Origin of the sequence: Streptomyces shaanxiensis, assembly GCF_039537145.1 — a bacterium.
GTDB classification, from domain to species: domain Bacteria; phylum Actinomycetota; class Actinomycetes; order Streptomycetales; family Streptomycetaceae; genus Streptomyces; species Streptomyces shaanxiensis.
In genome coordinates this window covers 244144-264065 of sequence record NZ_BAAAZY010000008.1, presented here as the reverse complement: position 1 = coordinate 264065, position 19922 = coordinate 244144, and the positions used below count along the sequence as shown (strand labels likewise).

Here is a 19922-nt window from a genome sequence, read left to right as displayed (position 1 = left end):
GCTGATTCCGTGACATCGGTGACCGAGGCGCAGAGGGCGGTGAGACGCGCGCCCCGGAGCAGGATCCCGCGGCGCGTCGCGGATCACGGCGCCTGGTTCCTCGTCCTGCCCGCGCTGATCCCCATCCTGATCCTGAGCGTCGGTCCGCTGCTCTACGGCATCCTGCTGGCCTTCACCGACGCGCAGTCCGGACGGACCGCGCCCACCCAGTGGATCGGCGGTCTCAACTTCCGGGATCTGCTGCAGGACACGCTGTTCTGGGAGTCGTTCCGGATCGGCCTGGTCTGGGCCGTCGGCGTCACCGTCCCGCAGTTCCTGCTGGCGCTCGGTCTCGCCCTGCTCCTCAACCAGGACCTGCGCCTGCGCTGGCTGGCCCGCGCCCTCGCGATCGTCCCGTGGGCCATGCCCGAGGTCGTCGTCGGCGTGATGTGGCGGCTCGTCTACAACCCCGACGCCGGCATTCTCAACGAGACGATCCGGAACCTGGGCCTCGGCGACGGCCGCGACTGGCTCAGCGGGCTCGGCACCGCGCTGCCGGCCGTCATCGTCGTAGGCATCTGGGCAGGCATGCCGACGACGACGGTCGCCCTGCTCGCCGGCCTGCAGAACACCCCACGCGAACTCCACGAGGCGGCGGCCGTGGACGGCGCCGGTGCCTGGCGCCGCTTCCGCACGGTCACCTGGCCCGCCCTCAGACCGGTCGCCCTCTCCATCACGGCACTCAACCTGATCTGGAACTTCAACTCCTTCGCCCTGGTCTACGTGCTCACCAGCGGCGGCCCCGGCGGCCGCACCCGGCTGCCCATGCTGTTCGCCTACGAAGAGGCCTTCCGCTACGGCCAGTTCGGCTACGCGGCGGCGATGGGATGCGTGATGGTCGCGGCGATCTCGATACTCCTCACCGTGTTCCTCGCCGGACGGCTCAGGGGAGGTGACGAGGCGTGAGAACCAGCCGAACCGGCCGCGCCGGCCAGTACCTCGCCCTGCTCGCCTACCTCCTCTTCCTCGCCTTCCCCTTCCTCTGGCTGATCTCCACCGCCTTCAAACCGCCCCGCGAGCTGGGCAGTCTGCACCCCACCTGGATCCCCGAGGACCCCACCCTCGCCAACTTCCGCCAGGCCTTCGACGAACAGCCCCTGCTGCACGCCGCCGCCAACTCGCTCATCGCCGCGCTCGGCGCCGCCCTGATCGCCGTACTGCTCGCGACCCCGATGGCGTACGTCATGGCCCGCCACCGCACCCGGCTCGCGCGGGCGGCGACCGGCTGGGTGGTCGTCAGCCAGGCGTTCCCGCTCGTGCTGGTGATCATCCCGCTGTTCCTGGTGCTGAAGAACCTGCGGCTGATCAACTCGATGCCGGGGCTGATCATGGTGTACGTGGTGTGGGCGCTGCCGTTCGCGCTGTGGATGCTCGTGGGATACGTCCGTGCGGTGCCGCCCGAACTGGAGGAGGCGGCAGCCGTGGACGGGGCCGGGCGCCTCAGGACCCTGGTGTCGGTGACCGCGCCGCTGCTGGCGCCGGGGATCGTGGCGACGGCACTGTTCGCGTTCGTCACGGCGTGGAACGAGTTCTTCTTCGCGCTCGTTCTGCTGAAGACCCCGGAGAAACAGACCCTGCCGGTCGTCCTCACCCACTTCATCGGCGCGGAGGGCGTCGCGGACCTCGGCCCGCTGGCCGCCGCCGCGTTCCTCGCGACGCTGCCCTCGCTGGTGGTGTTCGCGGTCATCCAGCGGCGGATCACGGGCGGCATGCTCACCGGGGCGGTGAAGAGCTGATGCGTACGAGAGTGCTGTTGCCCCTGGTCGTCCTGGCTCTGCTGCTCACCGGATGCAGCGGTGACGACGGTGGCGGATCGGACGGGCGTGTCACCCTGCGCTTCCAGTCCCTGGCCTGGCAGGAGGAGTCCGTCGAGGCCAACCAGGAACTGGTGAAGGAGTGGAACGCGAGCCATCCGGACGTCAAGGTCGAGTATGTCCAGGGGAGTTGGGACAGCGTCCACGACCAGCTGCTCACGTCCTTCGAGGGCGGTGAGGCGCCGGACATCATCCACGACGCCTCGGACGACCTCGCGGACTTCGCGTACGGCGGCTACCTCGCCGACCTGACCGACCTGCTGCCGCGGCGGCTCAGGTCCGACATCCCGCAGCGCAGTTGGGACACGGCGACCTTCGGCGGCGGGATCTACGGCGTGCCCTTCCTCCAGGAGCCCCGGGTGCTCATCGCCAACGCGAAGTGGCTGAAGGACGCCGGCGTGCGCATCCCCACGCCCGAACGGCCCTGGAGCTGGGCGGAGTTCCGGAAGATCACCGATGAGCTGAGCGGGGACGGCAAGTACGGCGTCGCCTGGCCGCTCAAGGAGCCCGTCTCCGCCACCCTCAATCTGTCGCTGTCGGCCGGCGGACAGCTGTTCCACCGAGACGCCGACGGCAAGGTGACCGTCCGCTTCGAGGCGGCCGACGAGGTGATGCCGCGCACCGTCCACGACCAGGCCAACACCGACCGCAGCGCCTCGCCCACGACCCTGGGCAGCGGCGGCTCGGACACCCTGCCCGGCTTCTTCGGCGGCCGCTACGCGATGGTCCCGCTCGGCTTGTCGTACCGCCAGCAGATCGTCCAGCAGGCGCCGAAGGGCTTCGACTGGCAGGTGCTGCCCGCCCCGGCCGGCACCGACGGGCTCACGCAGGGCGTCAGTCCGCAGACCCTGTCCATCGCCGAGGACAGCCCGTACAAGCGGGAGGCGGCCGAGTTCATCGACTTCCTGCTCCGGCCGAAGAACATGGTCCGGCTGGCGCTCGGGGACTGGATGCTGCCGACCGGCACCGAGGCGCTCAAGGACCCGGCCCTGCACACCGCCGAGAACGACTGGGCCACCGGCACCGCCCTCGCCGGGCATCTGCGCTCGGCGCCCGCACAGTCCGTACGGGGCTATCCGGAGTGGAAGGACAAGGTCGCCACGCCTGCCTTCCAGGAGTACTACAGCGGGGCCATCGGCCTCGCCGAGCTGCGTCGACGTCTGGAGGACGACGGGAACCTCGTACTCGCCCGCTACCAGCGCTGACGTGCGCCACGTATGCCACGTACGCCTCCACCGCCTCGCGTTCGGCGCGGGCGTAATTCGGTTGTCCGCGTCCCTGGCCCCGCCTAACGTGCCGTCCGTGGCAGCGAACAACGCGATCATCAACACCGGTCTCGGCCGGGGCTACGCGCACTCCGTACGGATGCGCCGCGGCCCCGGAGCCCTGACCGGTCCGGGGAGCCACGCCCGCTGATCCGCGGCGGACCCACTTCTCCGCCTCCCCCTTTCTCCTGTCTTCCGGTCAGGGCCTTCGGCTGCCCTTCTCCCTCTCCACGGAAGACAAGGACCGCAGGCCATGGCCCGCCCCACCCGCGTATCCCGCGCGCTCTCCCAGAACTTCCTCGCCGACCGCGCCGCCGCCGGACAGCTCGCCCGGCTAGCCGTACCGTACGGCCGCGAGGCACCCCTGCTGCTCGAAGTCGGCGCCGGAAAGGGCGCGTTGACCGAGCTGCTCGCTCCACGCTGCCGGCGTCTGCTCGCGTACGAGATCGACCCACGGCTCGTCCCCGTCCTGCGCACCCGCTTCACGGGCACACCGCAGGTCCGCATCGTCGGCGAGGACTTCCTCACCGCACGGCCCCCGCGCACCCCGTTCTCCGTCGCCGGGAACGTGCCCTTCTCCCGCACCGCCGCCGTCGTCGACTGGTGCCTGCGGGCGCCCGCCCTCACCGACGCCACACTCCTCACCCAGCTCGAGTACGCCCGCAAACGCACGGGTGACTACGGCAGTTGGAGCCGGCTGACGGTGCTGACCTGGCCCCGCCACGAGTGGCGGCTGGTCGGCCGGGTCGGGCGGCGCAGTTTCCGGCCGGTGCCGGGCGTGGACGCCGGGATCGTACGGATCGAGCGGCGCCGCACCCCCTTGCTCGACGCCGGCGCGTACGACAGCTGGCGGCGCCTGGTCGAGCTGGGCTTCTCCGGAGTCGGCGGCTCGCTGCACGCGTCGCTGCGCCGGGCCCACCCGAGGTGGCGGGTCGACGCGGCGTTCCGCGTGGCACGCCTCGACACGCGGGTCCTCGTCGGGGAGGTGCCGCCGCAGGCGTGGCTGAGGCTGCACGAGGTGCTGGTGCCGTGAGCCGAGCTGCAGGAGACGTGTCCGTGAAACCGCGTTGCACGAGACGTCTCGTCTCGTTTAGGGTCGACCTCATGACCAGTGCCGCTCACACCCCCCGCCCCGCTCACATCGCCATGTTCTCCATCGCCGCCCACGGCCACGTGAACCCCAGCCTCGAAGTGATCCGCGAGCTCGTGGCGCGCGGCCACCGGGTCACCTACGCGATCCCGCCGGCCTTCGCCGAGAAGGTCGCCGAGACCGGCGCCGAGCCGAAGCTCTGGAACTCCACGCTGCCCGGGCCCGACGCCGACCCCGAGGCCTGGGGGAGCACCCTGCTGGACAACGTCGAGCCGTTCCTGGCCGACGCGATCCAGGCGCTCCCGCAGCTGATCGAGGCGTACGACGGCGACGAACCGGACCTCGTGCTGCAGGACATCACCGCCTACCCGGCACGTGTCCTCGGTCACCGCTGGAACGTGCCCGTGATCTCGCTCTCGCCGAACCTCGTCGCCTGGGAGGGCTACGAGGAGGAGATCGCCGAGCCGATGTGGGCCGAGCCCAAGCAGACCGAGCGCGGCCAGGCGTACTACCGCCGCTTCCACGCCTGGCTGGAGGAGAACGGGATCACCCTGCACCCCGACGCGTTCGGCGGCCGCCCCGACCGCTCGCTCGTCCTCATCCCCCGGGCGCTGCAGCCCAACGCCGACCGCGTCGACGAGACGGTGTACACGTTCGTCGGCGCCTGCCAGGGCGACCGGGCCGCAGAGGGGGACTGGCAGCGGCCGGCGGACGCCGAGAAGGTCGTCCTCGTGTCGCTGGGGTCGTCCTTCACCAAGCAGCCCGCCTTCTACCGGGAGTGCGTGCGCGCCTTCGGCGACCTGCCGGGCTGGCACCTGGTCCTGCAGATCGGCCGGCATGTCGACCCGGCCGAGCTGGGGGACGTACCGGCCAACGTCGAACTGCGCTCCTGGGTACCGCAGTTGGCGATCCTGCAGCAGGCCGACCTGTTCGTCACCCACGCCGGCGCCGGCGGCAGCCAGGAGGGCCTGGCCACCGCCACCCCGATGATCGCCGTACCGCAGGCCGTGGACCAGTTCGGCAACGCGGACATGCTCCAGGGGCTCGGCGTCGCCCGCCACGTCGCGACCGAGGACGCCACGGCCGAGGTCCTGCGCGAGACCGCCCTGGCCCTGGTCGACGACCCCGAGGTCGCCCGGCGCCTGAAGGACATCCAGGCGCAGATGGCCGAGGAGGGCGGCACCAGGCGGGCGGCGGATCTGATCGAGGCCGAACTGGCCGCCGCGCGAGAACGGTGACAGAACACCTCACAGAAACAGGGCCCGTTGACTCCCCCGGAGTCAACGGGCCCTGTCCGTGCAGGTCGGGCAGACGGCGTCAGACGGGCACCCGCTCGCCCTCGTCCTCCCGGGCCGTCCCGCGCGTCACGGCTTCGGGCGCCTCGTCGTGCGTCAGGTCCGGCAGGCGGTGCAGCCACTTCGGCAGGTACCAGTTGCGCTCGCCCAGCAGCGCCATCACCGCCGGGAGCAGCACGCCCCGGATGATCGTCGCGTCGATGAGCACCGCGGCCGCGAGGCCGACGCCCATCTGCTTCATGGACTGCATGGACAGCGTGCCGAAGATCGCGAACACGGCGACCATGATGACCGCGGCGCTGGTGACGACCCCGGCCGTGGTGACCACGCCGTGCTGGATCGCGTCCTTCGTCGTACGGCCCCGCAGCCGCGCCTCGCGGATCCGCGAGACCACGAACACGTGGTAGTCCATGGACAGGCCGAACAGGATGACGAAGAGGAACAGCGGCAGCCAGGTGATGATGGCGCCTACGCCCTCCGCGCCCACCAGGGACGCGCCCCAGCCGTGCTGGAAGACGGCGACGAGGATGCCGTACGCCGCGCCCACCGACAGCAGGTTCAGCACGATCGAGGTGATCGCGATGGTCAGCGAGCGGAACGACAGCAGCATCAGGCCGAAGGCGAAGACCACGACGAACGCGAAGACCGGGACGACCGCTCCGGCCAGCTGGTCGTTGAAGTCCTTCGAACCGGCGACCTGGCCGGTGATCGGTGCCTCGACACCGTCGACCTTGCCGAGCGTGGCGGGACGTACGTCATCGCGCAGCTTGTCCAGGCTCGCGCCCGCCTTGTCGAGGTCGGAGCCGCCGACCAGCGGGACGTACACGAAGGCGATGTTCTTCTCGTCGTGCAGCTTGATCTCGACCGGGCCGCGCGAGGCACCCGAACTGATCGCCCGCTCACGGAAGTCGGCGAGCGCGGACTGCACCTCGGGGGCGTTGATGTCGTCGGCCTTGACGACGACCTCGGCCGGGTCGGAACCGCCGGGGAAGGCCTCGTTGAGGCGGTTGTACGTCTGCACGATGGGCAGCGAGTCGCCGAACTCCTGGTCCAGCGTGAGGTTCTGGGTCTTCATGCCGAGCGCGGGAGCCGCGATGGCGAGCAGCGCACCGGCCGCGACGACGACCGAGATGACCGGCCGGGCGAGCACGCCCTTCAGTACGGCCGTCCAGAACCGGCTCTCGCGGTTGCCGCGCCCACGGTTGCGACGGAGCTTGCTCTGCGGGTGCAGGAACGGGATCTTGCCCTTCTCGACCCGCTCGCCGAGCAGCGACAGCAGCGCCGGCAGCACGGTCACCGACCCGACCATGGCGACCGCCACGACCATCAGCGAGGCCAGGCCCATCGCCTCGAACTCGGCGAGACCGGTGAACAGCATGCCCGCCATCGCCACGCACACCGTGACACCGGAGACGATGATCGCGCGGCCGCTGGTGGCGGCGGCGACCCTGAGGGCGGTCTGCGCGTCCCGGCCGGCCTCGCGCTCCTCGCGCTCGCGGCGCAGATAGAACAGGCAGTAGTCGACGCCGACGGCCAGACCGACCAGCAGCATCACGGAGTTCGCGGTGTCGCTCATCGGCATCACATGGCTGACGATGCCCATCAGGCCCATCGTCGCCATGATCGCGGTGACCGCCAGCAGCACCGGCAGCAGGGCCGCCACCAGCGCGCCGAAGGCGATGAGCAGAATGCCGAGGGCCACCGGCACCGCGGAGTACTCGGCCTTCTGGAAGTCGTCCCCGAACGCGTCGTCGAACGTCTTCATCATGCTCGCGCCGCCGATCTCCTCGATCCGCAGCGACTCATGATCCTTCTGGACGTCCTCGACGGCCTTCAGCACGGGCTCCACGCGCTCACCCGCGGTGTCCGACTCGCCGCGCATGTCGAACTGCACCAGCGCGCTGCGGCCGTCCTTCGAGATCGTCTGTGTGTCGTAAGGCGACGTCACGTCCGTGACCTTGCCGGTGCCCTCGACCGCCTTCACCACCGCGGTGACGGCCGACCTGAACTCGGCGTCCGTGGCCTTGAGGCCGCCGTCCTTCGCCTGGATCAGGACGGTCTCGCTGGCCGGCTCCTCGATCCCCGCGTCCTCGATGATCCTGGCCGCGGTGTGTGTCTCGCCCTTCAGCTGGTCGCTGTCCTTGACGTCGACCCGGCCCGCCGCCGAACCGAGCCCCATCGCCAGGACGACGAACAGCACCCAGATGCCGACGGCCGCCCATCGATGGCGGGCGCTCCAGCCGCCTGCGCGGGCGGCGATGCCCCGCACGCGTGTGTCTCCGTTCCCCATGACGGGCTTGCCCCCTTGGTTGCGGTGGCGGCCCCCTGCCGCCTCCTTTCGTTTCGAAGGTATGAGCCGGATAAAGGCATCTCGTCGTGCTGCCCGGTGAAGTGCGGCGGCCGGAACTCATCCCCTCGGCCCCCGGGCTCTCCCCACTGGGGAGGATGGGGGTCCCTTACATCTATCCGGTGGTGTCGGGGACGACGGTCAGGGCAAAAGCGGTTGTGCTCGTGCTGACCGGTAAGTAACTTACGGGCCCGGGCGGCTGTCGTGCCCACCCCCACGGGGCATGACAGCCGCCCTCGGTCGGCCGGACCGCCTTAAGGTGGCCGGATGACGACGTATGCGGCACTCCTGCGCGGAATCAACGTGGGCGGCAGCAGGAAGGTCCCGATGGCCGACCTGCGCACCCTGCTGACCGGCCTCGGCCACGACGGCGTGCGCACCTATCTGCAGAGCGGTCAGGTGGTCTTCACCGCCGACCACGGCGACGAGGAGTCCCTGGCCGCGGAGCTCGCGTCGGCGATCGAGAAGCACTTCGGCTTCGCCGTGGACGTGATCGTGCGCGACCACGCCTACCTCCGGGCGATCGCCGACAACTGCCCTTTCCCCGCAGCCGAGTTGGAGCCCAAGCAGCTCCATGTCACCTACTTCTCCGCCCCGGTCGACGCCGACCGCTTCGCGGAGATCGACCAGGCCGCCCACCTCCCGGAGGAGTTCCGCCTCGGTGACCGCGCGCTGTACCTGTACGCCCCGAACGGCCTCGGTCGCTCCAAGCTCGCCGAAATGCTGTCGCGGCCTCGGTTCAACAAGGGTTTGATCGCCACCAGCCGTAACTGGAACACCGTCGTGAAACTCGTGGAGATGACAGGTGACCGAACCTGATTCCGCCGTACAGGCCGCCATCGAGGGCGAGTTGAGGCTGCTCGACCCCGAGGTCCGCCGCTCGCCCGAACTGCTCGGGGCGCTGCTGCACCCCGAGTTCCACGAGTTCGGTTCGTCGGGCCGGCGCTGGGACTGGGAGTCGACCGTGTACCGCGTGCCCGCCGAAACCGACACGGCGGACCGCTATGTCGTCACGTCCGAGATCCAGGGCGTCCGGCTCGCCCCCGACGTCGTCCACCTCACCTTCGACACGGTGTACGACGGCCAGTACGCCCACCGCAGTTCACTGTGGCGGCGGACCGACGACGGCTGGCGGATGTGGTTCCACCAGGGAACGCCGTTCACTGCCTGATCCGCTCCGAACCTGACGGGGCAGTGCCGTCCGAGGGTGCTTCGGGTTTCGAGCGGAGGATCTCGCGGGCCTGTTCCGCGGCGCGTGCGGTGCTCTCGGAGACGAAGTCGAGGAAGCGGGCGATGTTCTCCAGGCGGGTGGCGGCCGGGGTCCCGGAGACGAAGACGCGGACGCCCTGCCGTGCGGTCTCGACGAGCTGGGCGATGGCGCGGGAGCTGGCCATCATCGACTGGTACCAGACGTCGTCGTCGACGACGTAGCGCTCGCGACGGCCTTCGCCCTGTTCCCGGCGGACCATGCCCTGGCTCTCCAGGAACGCGATCGCCTTGGAGACGGACGCCGGGCTGACCTGGAGGCGCTGGACGAGTTCGGACGCGGTCAGGCTGCCCGAGTCGGTGAGGGTGAGGCAGGCCATCACCCGGGCCGGCATCGTGGGCATGCCCGAAGCCGTCATGACGGTGGTGAACGTCTCCTCGTACTCGTGCACGGCCTCCGCGTCGCGTCCGTAGGCCTGTTCGGGCGCCTGTGGCCCCCGGGGCGCGGACTGCCTGCGCCGGTGGGCGCGGCGTTCGGTGGCGCGGTGGGCCGCGTCGGCCCGGTAGGCGGTGGGGCCGCCGTTGCGCATCACCTCGCGCGTGACCGTCGAGGTCGGGCGGTCGAGACGTCTGGCGATCTCCGCGTAGGCGAGGCCGTCGGCCAGTCCCAGCGCGATCTGCTGGCGGTCCTGCTGGGTGAGTCTGCCTCCCGGCATCGGCGGTCTCCTTCGTGCTCCTTGGTGTCGTCAGCATAGCGTTCATTCCCAATTCATTGCAATGAACGGGTAGCTGATGTTGCGTTAGTTTCAGATCCATTGCAACGATTTCTCGGCCTTTACCTGCACTGATGCCGATCTCGCGCAATGAATGTATTGAAGGATCTTTGAATGCAACGTAGCTTTTCCGTCATCAGAAACAGTGAGTCGAAGGAGAGCACGATGCAGAAGTTCGACACCCCCGCCCCGGTCTCCGCCGTCCTCGACATCCCCGCGGGACGCATCCGGTTCATCGCCGCCGACCGGGCCGACACCACCGTCGAGGTCCTCCCCGCGGACGCCTCGAAGTGCCGCGACGTGAAGGCGGCGGAGCAGACCAGGGTCGAATACGGCGACGGTGTCCTGCGGATCGAGGTCCCGGCGAAGAACCAGATCCTCGGCCCCTCCGGGGCCGTCGAGGTGACCATCCAGCTGCCTGCCGGCTCCCGCGTCGAGGCGAAGGCGGCCGCCGCCGAGTTCCGGGGCGTCGGACGCCTCGGCGACGTCGTCTTCGAGAGCGCGCACGGCTCGGTCAAGCTCGACGAGACCGACAGCGCCCGCCTCACCCTCCTCGCCGGTGATGTCTCGGTCGGCCGCCTGGGCGGCCCCGGCGAGATCGGCACCCAGAAGGGCGACATCCGCATCACCGAGGCCGTGCGCGGCACGGTCACGCTGCGCACCGAGCACGGCGAGATCTCGGTCGGTGCCGCCCGCGGAGTCTCCGCGTCCCTGGACGCCGGCACCTCCTACGGCCGGATCCGCAACGCGCTGGTGAACACCGACGGCGCCGCCGCCCGGCTGGACATCCACGCGACCACCGCCTACGGCGACATCACCGCACGCAGCCTCTGACGAGCACCGTCAGAACGAACACACAGCTGTGCGAGGCTCCTCCCATGCGCTACATCATCATCGGGGCAGGGGCGATCGGCGGGGTCGTCGGCGGCCGGCTCGCGGGCTCGGGACACGAGGTCGTACTGGTCGCGCGGGGACCGCACTTCGAGGCGTTGCGGGAGAGCGGGCTGCGGCTGCGGGTGCCGGAGGGCGAGCTGACCCATCGGCTGCCGGTCGTCGACGGGCCGGCCGCGCTCGGTGAACTGCGCACCGACGACGTGCTGATCCTCGCCGTCAAGACGCAGGACAGCGCGGCCGCGCTGCAGACGTGGGCATCCGTACCGGTCGCCGGCGGCGGTACGGCTGCCGAACGCCTGCCGCTGTTCTGCATGCAGAACGGCGTCGAGAGCCAGCGCCTCGCCCTGCGGCTCTTCCGGCGGGTGTACGGCGTCTGCGTGTGGCTGCCGTCGACGTACGTCGAACCCGGCGTCGTCTCCGCCGCCGGCCACCCCCTCACCGGCATCCTGCACCTAGGGCCTGTCTGGCAAATCCCCGCCTGCCGGACAGGCCCTGGCCGCCACCCGCACGGCACCGACGAGACCGCCCGCCTCGTCGCCGCCGACCTGGAGAAGTCCCACTTCGAGGCGCCGGTCGTGCCGGACGTGGCCCGCTGGCAGTACGCCAAGCTGCTGGCCAACCTCGGCAACGCCCTGGAAGCGGTGGCCGGCCCCGTCGACAGCGAGGAGGGCGCGGGGCTGTTCCGGCGGGTACGGGCCGAGGGCGCGGCCGTCCTCGACGCCGCCGGGATCGCCTACGCGGGCGCCGAGGAACAGCGGGCGGTACGGGGCGACAAGGTGTCCCAGGTCGCCCTCGACGGCGCCCCGCGCGGCGGCGGCTCCTCCTGGCAGTCCCTCGTCCGCGGCACCGGCACCATCGAGGCCGACTACCTCAACGGCGAGATCGCCCTGCTGGGCCGCCTGCACGGCGTACCGACCCCACTCAACGAGCTCCTCCAGCACCTCGCCGACACCTTCGCGCGGGAGCGGCGCGCGGCGGGATCGATGCAGGTGGGGGAATTGGTGCGGCTGGCCGACGACGCGGTCCGGGCGGCGCGCTGAACCGCTGCGGGTGACTCGCCCGAACTCCGGGACAAATGGCGGGCGTTGTCCCTATGGTGAAGCGCGCGAGAACAGCAGGAAGGGCAGGTCACCGTGGCGGGCAGAGGGTTACCGTCGTTGCCGCAGTACCGCAAGGACGGGGTGACCCGGCGGCTGTGTGCGTCGGTTCACGTGGATGACGACTTCGCCTTCGAGGTCGACCGGGATCTCACCGGGGACCGGCTGCGCGCCATCGGGTTGACCCTCGGCGTCAACTACGTGGCCCTCGCCCGGCACGCGCGCGTGGCCGTCCGGCGGCGCGAGGCTCTGGACCGGCAACTGGCCTGGCTGGGACTGGCGTTGCTGATCGCCCTGCTGGTCGGCCTGTCGGGGCTCACCGGCGGCAACGGTTCGGTCGCTCAGGTCGGGCTGTACGGCCCCCTCGGCATCCTCGCGGCCTGCTGGTGGCTGGTCCACCGCACACAGTCCCAGGCCCGCGCGGGGGCGCAGGAGGTGCTCCGCAACCCCGACAAGGCCGAGAAGCTCGCCCCGCCCGTCGAGCCGGAGGCGGAGGCCTGGCTGCAGGACCTCAAGCGGGCCAACGTCCTGCCGTACGCCGACGCGGCCGCCCTCACCAACCCGTTCGTCGGCAGCGGCAGCAAAATCAAGGAAGTCGTCTGGCAGCCCATCGACGTGAGCAAGCCCGCCGAGGCACCGAGCGGCGGCAAGCTCCCCATGAAGCCCTTCGACGCCGTCGACCTCCACACCTACGTGGCCCGCCACATGGAGGGCATCTCCGGCCTGGACGGACTGCGGGCCAGGAACCGGCTCTACGTCCTCGGCAGCAACGCCTACATGCTCGGCGAGCTGGTGCCCGACCGCACGCGCCGGCCGCGCGCCCAGCTCCCCAAGCAGCTCGTCCAGGCCGGCCTGCTGAACCCGGGCGCGGGCATGCGGACCCACCTCTGCCTGGAACGCGTCGGAGAGGGCGGGCGGCTCATCGTCTCCCTGTACCTGCGGGCGATCCTCAACCAGCCCAGCCTCACCTGGGAGGTCGCCGCTTATGCGATTCCCCCGCTGAGCGGGCGCTTCCACCGGGTGGACCGGCTGCCGGTGGCCCCCTTCGACCGCTGGTGGAGCCTCGTCTCGTACGCCACCACACGCACCTGGCCCGAGCTCAGCGGCGCCCTCGGCCGCATCCGCGAGCGGGGACGCCGGCGCCGGGCCGGAGCGCGGTTCCTGAAGAAGGTGCGCCGCGACATCACCGACCAGCACGTGATCTACGACTACGGCGCCCCCGACAGCTTGCGCGAGCGGCACGCCGACTGGGACGAGGCGGGCTACGCCGAGCGCATCGACTCGCAGGACTTCCTGTTCCGGCTCCAGCAGGGCGTGCTGACCGCGACCGAGAAGTTCCTCCAGGACCACAACGTCGACACGAGCTCGTTCGACAAGGCGCAGCAGATCATCAGCAACCAGACGTACAACATCGAGAACGTCAGCAACAGCAACCTCGGCAACCAGGGCCAGATCAACAACAACGGGCAACAGGGGAGCGGTCCTTCAGGGCCCCAGGGCGGCGGCGGGGCGCCTCCGGCCAAGCCCTGAACCGCGCACATCACAGGAGACGGGACATGGGCACGTACAACATCGGCAACATCAACGGTCCGGCCAACATCGGCGACCACGGACGTATCGAGATCAACAACGGCGCTGACCCGGCCGCGGTCGTCCGCCTCGCGGAGCAGCTCGTCGAGCGACTGCGCACCGACAACCCGGCGCTCGTCCCGCAGGCGCAGATCATCCAGGGGGAGCTGGCCGACGCCGGACAGGACGGCCGGCCCGCCAACGGCGGCCGCATCCGCTCCGCCCTGGAGACCATCGGCATCGGTGTGGCGGCGGGCAGCGGCAGCCTGGCACTGGTCCAGGAGATCGGGCGCGTGCTCGGTCTGTGAGGGGGGTGCGCCCCACAGGAGGATGTGGGGCGCACCACCAGGTCACTTGGCCCGTACGACCGCCCGCACCCCGCTTCCGAGGTCCAGCTCCAGGCCCGAGCGCAGGGGGGCCGTCTGGCCGGGGCCGATCTGCTGGGCCGTGCCGTCGGAGCGGGTGCCCGTCCAGGTGTCCTTCGAGTGGTTCTTGATGCCGAAGCGGCCCGGTTTGCTGGGGTGTTCGACCAGTTCCGCGACGAGGGAGGCGTCCGAGAAGTCGTGCCGCGTCGGCTCGGGCAGCAGATGGTGGGCGTGCACGCGGGCCGCGCGGCGCAGCCGGATGTGGTGCTGGGCGCGTGGCGGAGGCGTGGTCACCGTCAGCCGGGGCGGGAGCACCAGATGCGTCCCGCATCCCCAGCAGGCGCGCGACGGCGGGTTCTCCCCCGGCTCCGTCATGTTCTGCCGCCCGCAGGACGCGCACTCGACCACCGAGTCCAGCACCGCCCGCAGCGCGTTGCGCCACTCGGTCTCCCGCACCCGGGCCGCCGGGTCGTGCAGCCCGATCGTGAAGCTGCGGCGGAACAGCTCCTGGAGTGTCCCCACCGCCGCGTCCCACGTCGCCAGCACGGTCGTGTGCTCCATCGGGTCGGGCGCGTTGGAGTCGTCCGCCGGGTCGAAGACGAACAGCGGACTCTTGCCGTACAGCCGCTTCTCCGCCGCCTCGTCAAAGCAGTGGATCCCCAACTCCCGCTTACCTTCGAGCGGATGATGGTTCATCAGCAGCATGAACAGCAGCACGGCCAGCGAGTGCAGATCGGACTGCGTGCCCGGCCGCGCACCCGGCTCGGCGCGCACCAGCTCCGGCGCCATGAACTTCATCGTCCCCGAGATACCGCTGACGTCGCCCTCGACGACCGCGTTGTCGTTGTCGCAGACCAGCACCTCACCGGTGGCCGGGTCGAAGAAGACGTTCCCCCAGGAGATGTCCCGGTAGGCGATACCGCGCGAGTGCAGCGCCTGGTACGCCTCCACCGTGTACAGGCACGCCGTCAGCAACGCCCGTGTGGTGGTGCGCAGTTGGCGCCGGAAGAGATCCGGCAGCCCCTTGAAGCGATCCGGGCGCAGCGCCATCAGATAGCCGAACGAACCCCGGTGCGCGCTGACGTACGCCTCCGGCCACAGGAACCGGTCGTCGTCGAAGTCCCGGCTCACCAGCTCCTTGACGATCGCCTCCTGCTCGGGCGTGGCACACGTCGGGTAGTACCACTTGAGCGCCTTGTCACCGCCGGGCGTCCGCACCCGGTACACCTCGCCCTGCCCGCCGGCCCCCAGCATGTCGATGATCTCGACCTCGTCGCCGTTCTCCGCGGTCAGCCGCGTCCCGCTGTCGAGCATGCCGCTCATCTTCTACGTCTCCGTCTTCCGTTCCGTTTCCATGGCCCCGCCGTCCTCGGGCACCGGGCCGACCGGGCGCAGCGCTGCCGCCAGAGTCGTGTCGTCCCCGGAGTACTGCGAGGCCTGCCGCAGCCACTCGGGCAGCGCGGAACGCACGCCCTCGCTGCCCTCGGCCGCCAGCCGATCGTCCAGGCCCGCCACGAACTCCCGGTACCCGTCGGCCGAGGCGAAGCTCTTCGACAGCCCGTCCGTCGACAGCACCACCAGCCGCGGAGTCCGCGCCTCGTCGAACACCGGCGCCCAGTGCGTCCGCACCGCACGCCAGGCCTGCGGACCGCACAGCGACTCCGTCTCGTCGCCCAGGTCCTCCTCGGCGGGCGCCAGCGGCCGGCGCAGCACCCCGTCGTGCTCGACGACCGCCAGATCCCCGTCGCCGATCTGCCACGCCACGAACAGCCACGGCGTGAGCACCGCGCCGATCAGCGTCGTGCCGTACAGCACCAGTTTCTCGTCCTGCTCCGGCTCCCGCGCTCCCTCGTCGGCGACCGACCGGTTGCGGGCCCAGTGACCGAGGGCCGCCTCCCGCCAGTCGTGCACCAGGGCACGCGGGAAGTCGTCCCGGGCGTACGTCATGAGCCGGGCCAGCCGCCCCGGCTCATGGCAGTCCCGGGCGGCCCGCCCGAACTCGGCCGCCCGGAGCAGGAACCGGTCCACGGCGAACCGCGCACCGAGCCCGCTGCGCGCGTACTTGGCCGAGCCGTGCCCGTCGGCGACCGCCAGCACCAGCGGGTCGTCACCGCCGCCGGTGCCCTCGCAGGCGTACCAGTCCTGGTTGTGCCGCTTGTTGACCCCCTGGACGCTGTCGCCGAGCGTCTCCCAGCGCCGCACCCCGAGCGTCACCACACGTCGTCGTCATCGTCGTCGAGGACCGGCGGCGCGTACGGCTGCTTCACGGCGCCCGAATCCACCGGGGCCGCCACCTGCTGAGAGGCCGCCTTCACGGCCGCCGTCGACGCCCAGCGGATCGCGGCCGCGAGCTGCTTGGGGCTGTTGGCGTCCAACGGCTGGAGCTCGGGGTTGCCGAGGAACTCCTGGAGCACCGAGCGGTCCGCGTCGGCGCCGATCGCGATGGCGACCCGCACCGCCTTACGGCCCCACGGCGTCGCGTCGATCGCCTTGAGGCCCGCCTTCCAGTCGTCCGTGGGCACCCCGTCCGACACCAGCGCCAGCACCGGCTTCAGCGCCCGCTGCGGCATCGGCGGGCTCTGCAGCTCCCGCGAGACCAGGGACAGCGCCTCGCCGAGGTTGGTCATGCCGTCCACCTCGACGTCCTGCCAGGTGAAGTCGTCGACCGGGACCGGCGTCGGGTGGTGCCACTGGGCCGTGGTGGAGAAGGTGATGGTGCGCAGCAGCAGTTGTGCGGCCGGGTTGTCGTGGGCCACGGAACGCATCTCGGGAATCGCTTCCCTGATCGCGTAGTTGAGTCTGGCGATCTTCTCGCCCTGCATCGAGTACGAGCAGTCGAGCAGCCAGATGAAGTGGACCGGCCGGTTGGCCATGGGCCCGCCGGGAATGTCGCTCACTTGGCTTGTCCTTTCCGGTGGTTGGGTTGTCCGTCAAAAGTCGGGGATCACGGCAGCAGCCACAGCGCGAGCAGGGCCAGGGCGGCTGCCGTCAGGACGAGCGAGGCGACGAACAGGCCTGCCGCCATGCGCCGTCCACGCCCGATCGGTCGGGTCACCTGGGTCATGCCGGGCCTACCTCCTCTCGCCCTGGTCGCCGGGGCCGATCAGCGCCCCGGTCTTCAGCCCCGAGGCCGCGAGCAGCCACAGCACCGGCTCGGCGGCCCTGCGCTGTTCGGGCTCCAGCGGGCCGGTGCCGGTGGCGGCGTGCGCGCTGACGGCCCAGTAACGCGCCGACCTGGAGTCGTGCCCGAGGGCCCGGACGAGGTTGCCCAGGCCGATCTCCTCCAGCCAGCTGTCGATGCGCGCGCCGGCCACGGGCAGCGAGCCCAGCTGGTCCAGCACGTCGCGCTTGGTGACGACCGTCGCCACCGACAGCCGCCCACGCCGGCCGGCCAGCGCCGTCAGCTCGCCGATCAGCCGCTGGTACGTCTCCCAGGGGCCCTGCGGCGAGGGGCGGGCCGCCTTGGCCCGCTGGGCGTCGTCGGCGCTCAACTGCCCGCGCACCTTGGGTTCGGCGAGGACGTCGGCGACCAGGACCACACCGTCGGTGTGCGCCAGGTAGTGCTGGGCGCGCACGCGTTCGGCGTCGCTCACCGACTCGCCCATCGGGTCGTACAGGTAGAGCAGCCTGCGCCGCCGGCCGCGTCCCACGGTCAGCATCAGGGCGCGCGGCTGGCCACCGGTCGTGGCATGGGCCCAACCGGTCTGCTTCAGCTCCTGGTTGAGGTCGCCGGCCGTACGGCGGTCGTCGGCGGAGGCGTACTCGATGGTCAGATCGCCGCGCCGCGCCCACGCGTGCAGGCCCTCCACCATCGCCGCCATCAGCATGGTCTTGCCGGACGAGGTCCCGCCGACCAGCGGCGCGTGCACCACGCGCGTGCTGCCGGCCGTCTCCGGCAGCGGCCGGTCACAGTGCGGGCACAGCGCGGTCAGCTTCCCGCGTCCCCCGAAGCGGGTCGTCGGCAGCCGGTGCCCGCACCCGCACGCGTGCCACAGGACGCCGTACCGTCCCGGCCGCAGCCCGCGATGCTCGGCCCGGCAGGTCGGGCAGCGGTACACGGCCAGCGGGACGGGCTGGTAGCAGCCGGGATACGGGCACTTGACGCGCACCCCCCGCGCCAGCAGCCACCCGCGCTCCACACCCCGCAGCACCGGCACGGCAGCCGCGCAGCCCAGCCACACCAGGCCGAGCAGCAGGGCGAACACGGCATGGACGACGCCGAGGACGACGGTGGCGAGCGCGGCACCGAGCAGCGCGCCCAGGGCGACGCCGGGGGCGACGAACACGACCATCCAGAAGCGGGAGCCGGGTGAGCTGCCGCGGATGCCCGACGGGCGACGCCCGTGGAAGAGGTTCCGTACGAACCGGCCCATCCAAGGGTCGGAGAGCACGGTCCAGACGACCCGCATCCCGTAGCCGGCGGCCGAGACGGCGTCCACCCACATCTGCCGCCACCAGTAGCCGAGTTGAGCGGGCTCGCCCTTCCCGACGACCGGCACGCGCTGATCGGTCCGCCCCGTCTGCCAGGGCCCGAGCCCCAGCCACACGGCACGCACACCGACGCCGAGGAACACCCACAGCAGACGGAAGACACAGAGGCCGACGCCTATGAGCAGGGCGGAGCCGAGCACGAGGGCGAGGGGAAAGGCCAGCGTGACCGTGTTCATCGGCGGCCCCCTTGACGAGGCGAGTCGGGGGTGGCCGTGGTGATGACGTGGGTGGCCGTGGTGATGACGGGCGTGGCGAACGCCTCGGGCGGGAGGCCCGTGCGTAACGCCGGGCTCGGTATGGTCCGGCGGGGATTTCCGCCGGAGGGCGTGCCGGGCCTGCCACCGGCGGATATGGCGGCGCTTCCCCCGGTCATGACGGCGTTCATCGGCGACGCCCCTCGGTCGGCGGCTCCACGTCCCCGGGCCACACCGGCGGCTGGTCCGTGCCGCGGCGGCCGCGGCCGGACAGGCGGCCGGCGAGACGGCCCAGCGCGCCGGGGCGGTTCCAGGTGCGGAACGCGTCGAGCCTGCCGCGGCCCGCGCGGCCGAGGGCCTCCTCGACCGCGGCGACGTCCTCGGCGGGCAGCGCCCGCACGATCGGCCGCAGCACCTTCGTCAGCAGGGCCGTCCGTGTCTCGTCCCACGCGGGGCGGGTCCCGGCGAAAGAACTCCAGGCGCCGAAGCAGGTGGCGACGTACGACGGCACCGTCCGTAGCCGGTCGCCCACCCGGTCCGAACGCGCCGCCCGCTCGTACGCGGCGAGCAGGCCCGGCTCGGCCGCCCTGGCCAGGGTGTACAGCTCGCTCTCGGGCGCCGGTCCCAGGACGAGCCGCCGCGCGAGGGCGTGGAACACCCGCTCCACGACCGTCTCCGCAACGGGCTCGGCCGCACCGTCCCGCAGGGCCAGCGCCCGGCCGACCCAGTCCTCGCCCTCGCCCTCGGTGCCGAGCAGACCGGCGAACTCCAGCAGGAGCAGGGCCGCGCGCTGCCCTGGCCGCAGCTCCGTCGGGAAGCAGCGGAGCAGGTCGGCGGCGAGATCCGGGACGTCGTGGTCGTCCGGGGGCGCGGCGAGCGCGGCGTCGATCAGTATGTCCCGGGTGCCCGCCGCGCGGTGGATGTCCGACCCCAGTTGGTTGAGCAGCAGGCTCGCCTCCTGCCCCGTCGGCAGATCGCCGGACCACACCAGGCCGAGCGCGGTGCGCAGGACCGCCGTGTCGGCGTGCGGTGACACACCGGCGGTGCGCAGGACGCCGTGGAACCGCCCGAGCCGGTCACCGCCGGAACCGCCCGCGGACTCGCCCGCCATGACGCACATCCGCAGATGCGGGAACCCGGTCTGCAACTCGACGGGCAGCCCCGACCCGGCCAGCCTCCGCGCGACCCCGGGCGGATCGGCCGCGGCCAGCGCGTTCAGGGCGCCGAACAGCGCGATGCGCAGGGCTGGGTGCTCGTGTACGGCGTCGAGCAGGGCGGGGGAGGGGGAGGAGGAGTACGGGGGCTGTGCGGGCGGGCCGCCCGCCGCCGCGGTGTTGGGGCCGTCGGCCGGCGTCCTGCCGAGGCTGTCGGTGGGGGCCTGGCTCCACCACGCGTCGCCCGGGCGACGATCCGTGCCGTCGGCCGACGGACGCTCCGCGCAGTCGGCGGACCGGCGGCCCGAACTGTCGGTGGCTCGGCGGCC

The 19922-nt window shown here is 71.5% G+C and carries 18 protein-coding genes; 11 read left to right on the top strand and 7 right to left on the bottom strand.

Annotated features, from left to right (window positions below):
* The first annotated feature begins 9 nt into the window (after positions 1–9).
* The 5 genes from ABD932_RS12835 to mgt all read left to right on the top strand — a co-directional run bounded on the left by ABD932_RS12835 (position 10) and on the right by mgt (position 5446).
* Entirely contained in the window at positions 10–945 is a 936-nt protein-coding gene (locus ABD932_RS12835; protein WP_345011908.1) for a carbohydrate ABC transporter permease, read from the top strand.
* Entirely contained in the window at positions 942–1775 is an 834-nt protein-coding gene (locus ABD932_RS12830) for a carbohydrate ABC transporter permease (RefSeq protein ID WP_345011906.1), read from the top strand. Before ABD932_RS12835 ends, ABD932_RS12830 begins: the two co-directional genes overlap by 4 nt.
* A complete protein-coding gene (locus ABD932_RS12825) occupies positions 1775–3058 on the top strand; it encodes an ABC transporter substrate-binding protein (protein WP_345011904.1) in 1284 nt (427 codons plus the stop codon). The genes ABD932_RS12830 and ABD932_RS12825 overlap by 1 nt, the downstream gene beginning before the upstream one ends.
* Before the next feature lie 313 nt (positions 3059–3371).
* Complete coding sequence (gene erm / locus ABD932_RS12820) at positions 3372–4151, top strand: ErmE/ErmH/ErmO/ErmR family 23S rRNA (adenine(2058)-N(6))-methyltransferase (RefSeq protein ID WP_345011902.1); 780 nt, start codon at positions 3372–3374, stop codon at positions 4149–4151.
* Positions 4152–4222: 71 nt separating this feature from the next.
* Positions 4223–5446 carry a macrolide-inactivating glycosyltransferase gene (mgt, locus tag ABD932_RS12815; RefSeq protein ID WP_425587453.1) on the top strand — a complete coding sequence of 408 codons (1224 nt, stop codon included), beginning with the start codon at positions 4223–4225 and terminating at the stop codon, positions 5444–5446.
* Positions 5447–5525: 79 nt separating this feature from the next.
* Here the strand turns inward: mgt and ABD932_RS12810 are convergent, their stop codons facing one another.
* Entirely contained in the window at positions 5526–7793 is a 2268-nt protein-coding gene (locus ABD932_RS12810) for an MMPL family transporter (RefSeq protein WP_345011900.1), read from the bottom strand.
* Positions 7794–8117: 324 nt separating this feature from the next.
* On the opposite strand from ABD932_RS12810, the gene ABD932_RS12805 reads away from it, so the two are divergent.
* Both ABD932_RS12805 and ABD932_RS12800 read left to right on the top strand, forming a co-directional pair.
* A complete protein-coding gene (locus ABD932_RS12805) occupies positions 8118–8669 on the top strand; it encodes a DUF1697 domain-containing protein (protein ID WP_345011898.1) in 552 nt (183 codons plus the stop codon).
* Complete coding sequence (locus ABD932_RS12800; protein ID WP_345011896.1) at positions 8656–9021, top strand: nuclear transport factor 2 family protein; 366 nt, start codon at positions 8656–8658, stop codon at positions 9019–9021. Before ABD932_RS12805 ends, ABD932_RS12800 begins: the two co-directional genes overlap by 14 nt.
* On the opposite strand, the gene ABD932_RS12795 is transcribed toward ABD932_RS12800, so the two are convergent.
* Entirely contained in the window at positions 9011–9772 is a 762-nt protein-coding gene (locus ABD932_RS12795; protein WP_345011894.1) for a GbsR/MarR family transcriptional regulator, read from the bottom strand. The genes ABD932_RS12800 and ABD932_RS12795 overlap by 11 nt on opposite strands.
* Before the next feature lie 222 nt (positions 9773–9994).
* Between ABD932_RS12795 and ABD932_RS12790 the strand changes: the two genes are divergently transcribed.
* The 4 genes from ABD932_RS12790 (at position 9995) to ABD932_RS12775 (ending at position 13697) form a co-directional block, all read left to right on the top strand.
* A complete protein-coding gene (locus ABD932_RS12790) occupies positions 9995–10663 on the top strand; it encodes a DUF4097 family beta strand repeat-containing protein (protein ID WP_345011892.1) in 669 nt (222 codons plus the stop codon).
* Between the two features lie 44 nt (positions 10664–10707).
* Positions 10708–11763, top strand: coding sequence for a ketopantoate reductase family protein (locus tag ABD932_RS12785; RefSeq protein WP_345011890.1), 1056 nt, complete (start codon positions 10708–10710; stop codon positions 11761–11763).
* Positions 11764–11880: 117 nt separating this feature from the next.
* Complete coding sequence (locus tag ABD932_RS12780; protein WP_345011888.1) at positions 11881–13350, top strand: hypothetical protein; 1470 nt, start codon at positions 11881–11883, stop codon at positions 13348–13350.
* Positions 13351–13376: 26 nt separating this feature from the next.
* On the top strand, positions 13377–13697 hold the full coding sequence (locus ABD932_RS12775) for a hypothetical protein (protein WP_345011886.1): 321 nt from the start codon (positions 13377–13379) through the stop codon (positions 13695–13697).
* A 42-nt stretch (positions 13698–13739) separates the two neighbouring features.
* Here the strand turns inward: ABD932_RS12775 and ABD932_RS12770 are convergent, their stop codons facing one another.
* From ABD932_RS12770 to ABD932_RS12750, 5 genes are all read right to left on the bottom strand, one after another.
* A complete protein-coding gene (locus ABD932_RS12770) occupies positions 13740–15077 on the bottom strand; it encodes a protein kinase domain-containing protein (RefSeq protein WP_345011884.1) in 1338 nt (445 codons plus the stop codon).
* A 3-nt stretch (positions 15078–15080) separates the two neighbouring features.
* Complete coding sequence (locus tag ABD932_RS12765; RefSeq protein WP_345011882.1) at positions 15081–15971, bottom strand: PP2C family serine/threonine-protein phosphatase; 891 nt, start codon at positions 15969–15971, stop codon at positions 15081–15083.
* Positions 15965–16627: a vWA domain-containing protein gene (locus ABD932_RS12760; protein WP_250087693.1), complete on the bottom strand. Its 663-nt coding sequence runs from the start codon at positions 16625–16627 to the stop codon at positions 15965–15967. The genes ABD932_RS12765 and ABD932_RS12760 overlap by 7 nt, the downstream gene beginning before the upstream one ends.
* Positions 16628–16825: 198 nt before the next feature.
* Positions 16826–18421, bottom strand: a complete 1596-nt coding sequence (locus ABD932_RS12755) for a TRAFAC clade GTPase domain-containing protein (RefSeq protein ID WP_345011880.1) — start codon at positions 18419–18421, stop codon at positions 16826–16828.
* A gap of 205 nt (positions 18422–18626) precedes the next feature.
* A partial coding sequence (locus ABD932_RS12750; RefSeq protein WP_345011878.1) for a GTPase-associated protein 1-related protein occupies positions 18627–19922 on the bottom strand: 1296 nt, incomplete at its 5' end.

What these genes read in the sequence shown, in the direction of transcription:
- ABD932_RS12795 (WP_345011894.1), bottom strand. Translation starts at nt 9,772, where the DNA reads ATGCCGGGAGGCAGACTCACCCAGCAGGACCGCCAGCAGATCGCGCTG.
- ABD932_RS12755 (WP_345011880.1), bottom strand. Translation starts at nt 18,421, where the DNA reads ATGAACACGGTCACGCTGGCCTTTCCCCTCGCCCTCGTGCTCGGCTCC.
- ABD932_RS12760 (WP_250087693.1), bottom strand. Translation starts at nt 16,627, where the DNA reads ATGGCCAACCGGCCGGTCCACTTCATCTGGCTGCTCGACTGCTCGTAC.
- ABD932_RS12785 (WP_345011890.1), top strand. Translation starts at nt 10,708, where the DNA reads ATGCGCTACATCATCATCGGGGCAGGGGCGATCGGCGGGGTCGTCGGC.
- ABD932_RS12825 (WP_345011904.1), top strand. Translation starts at nt 1,775, where the DNA reads ATGCGTACGAGAGTGCTGTTGCCCCTGGTCGTCCTGGCTCTGCTGCTC.
- ABD932_RS12805 (WP_345011898.1), top strand. Translation starts at nt 8,118, where the DNA reads ATGACGACGTATGCGGCACTCCTGCGCGGAATCAACGTGGGCGGCAGC.
- erm (WP_345011902.1), top strand. Translation starts at nt 3,372, where the DNA reads ATGGCCCGCCCCACCCGCGTATCCCGCGCGCTCTCCCAGAACTTCCTC.
- ABD932_RS12770 (WP_345011884.1), bottom strand. Translation starts at nt 15,077, where the DNA reads ATGAGCGGCATGCTCGACAGCGGGACGCGGCTGACCGCGGAGAACGGC.
- ABD932_RS12790 (WP_345011892.1), top strand. Translation starts at nt 9,995, where the DNA reads ATGCAGAAGTTCGACACCCCCGCCCCGGTCTCCGCCGTCCTCGACATC.
- ABD932_RS12775 (WP_345011886.1), top strand. Translation starts at nt 13,377, where the DNA reads ATGGGCACGTACAACATCGGCAACATCAACGGTCCGGCCAACATCGGC.
- mgt (WP_425587453.1), top strand. Translation starts at nt 4,223, where the DNA reads ATGACCAGTGCCGCTCACACCCCCCGCCCCGCTCACATCGCCATGTTC.
- ABD932_RS12810 (WP_345011900.1), bottom strand. Translation starts at nt 7,793, where the DNA reads ATGGGGAACGGAGACACACGCGTGCGGGGCATCGCCGCCCGCGCAGGC.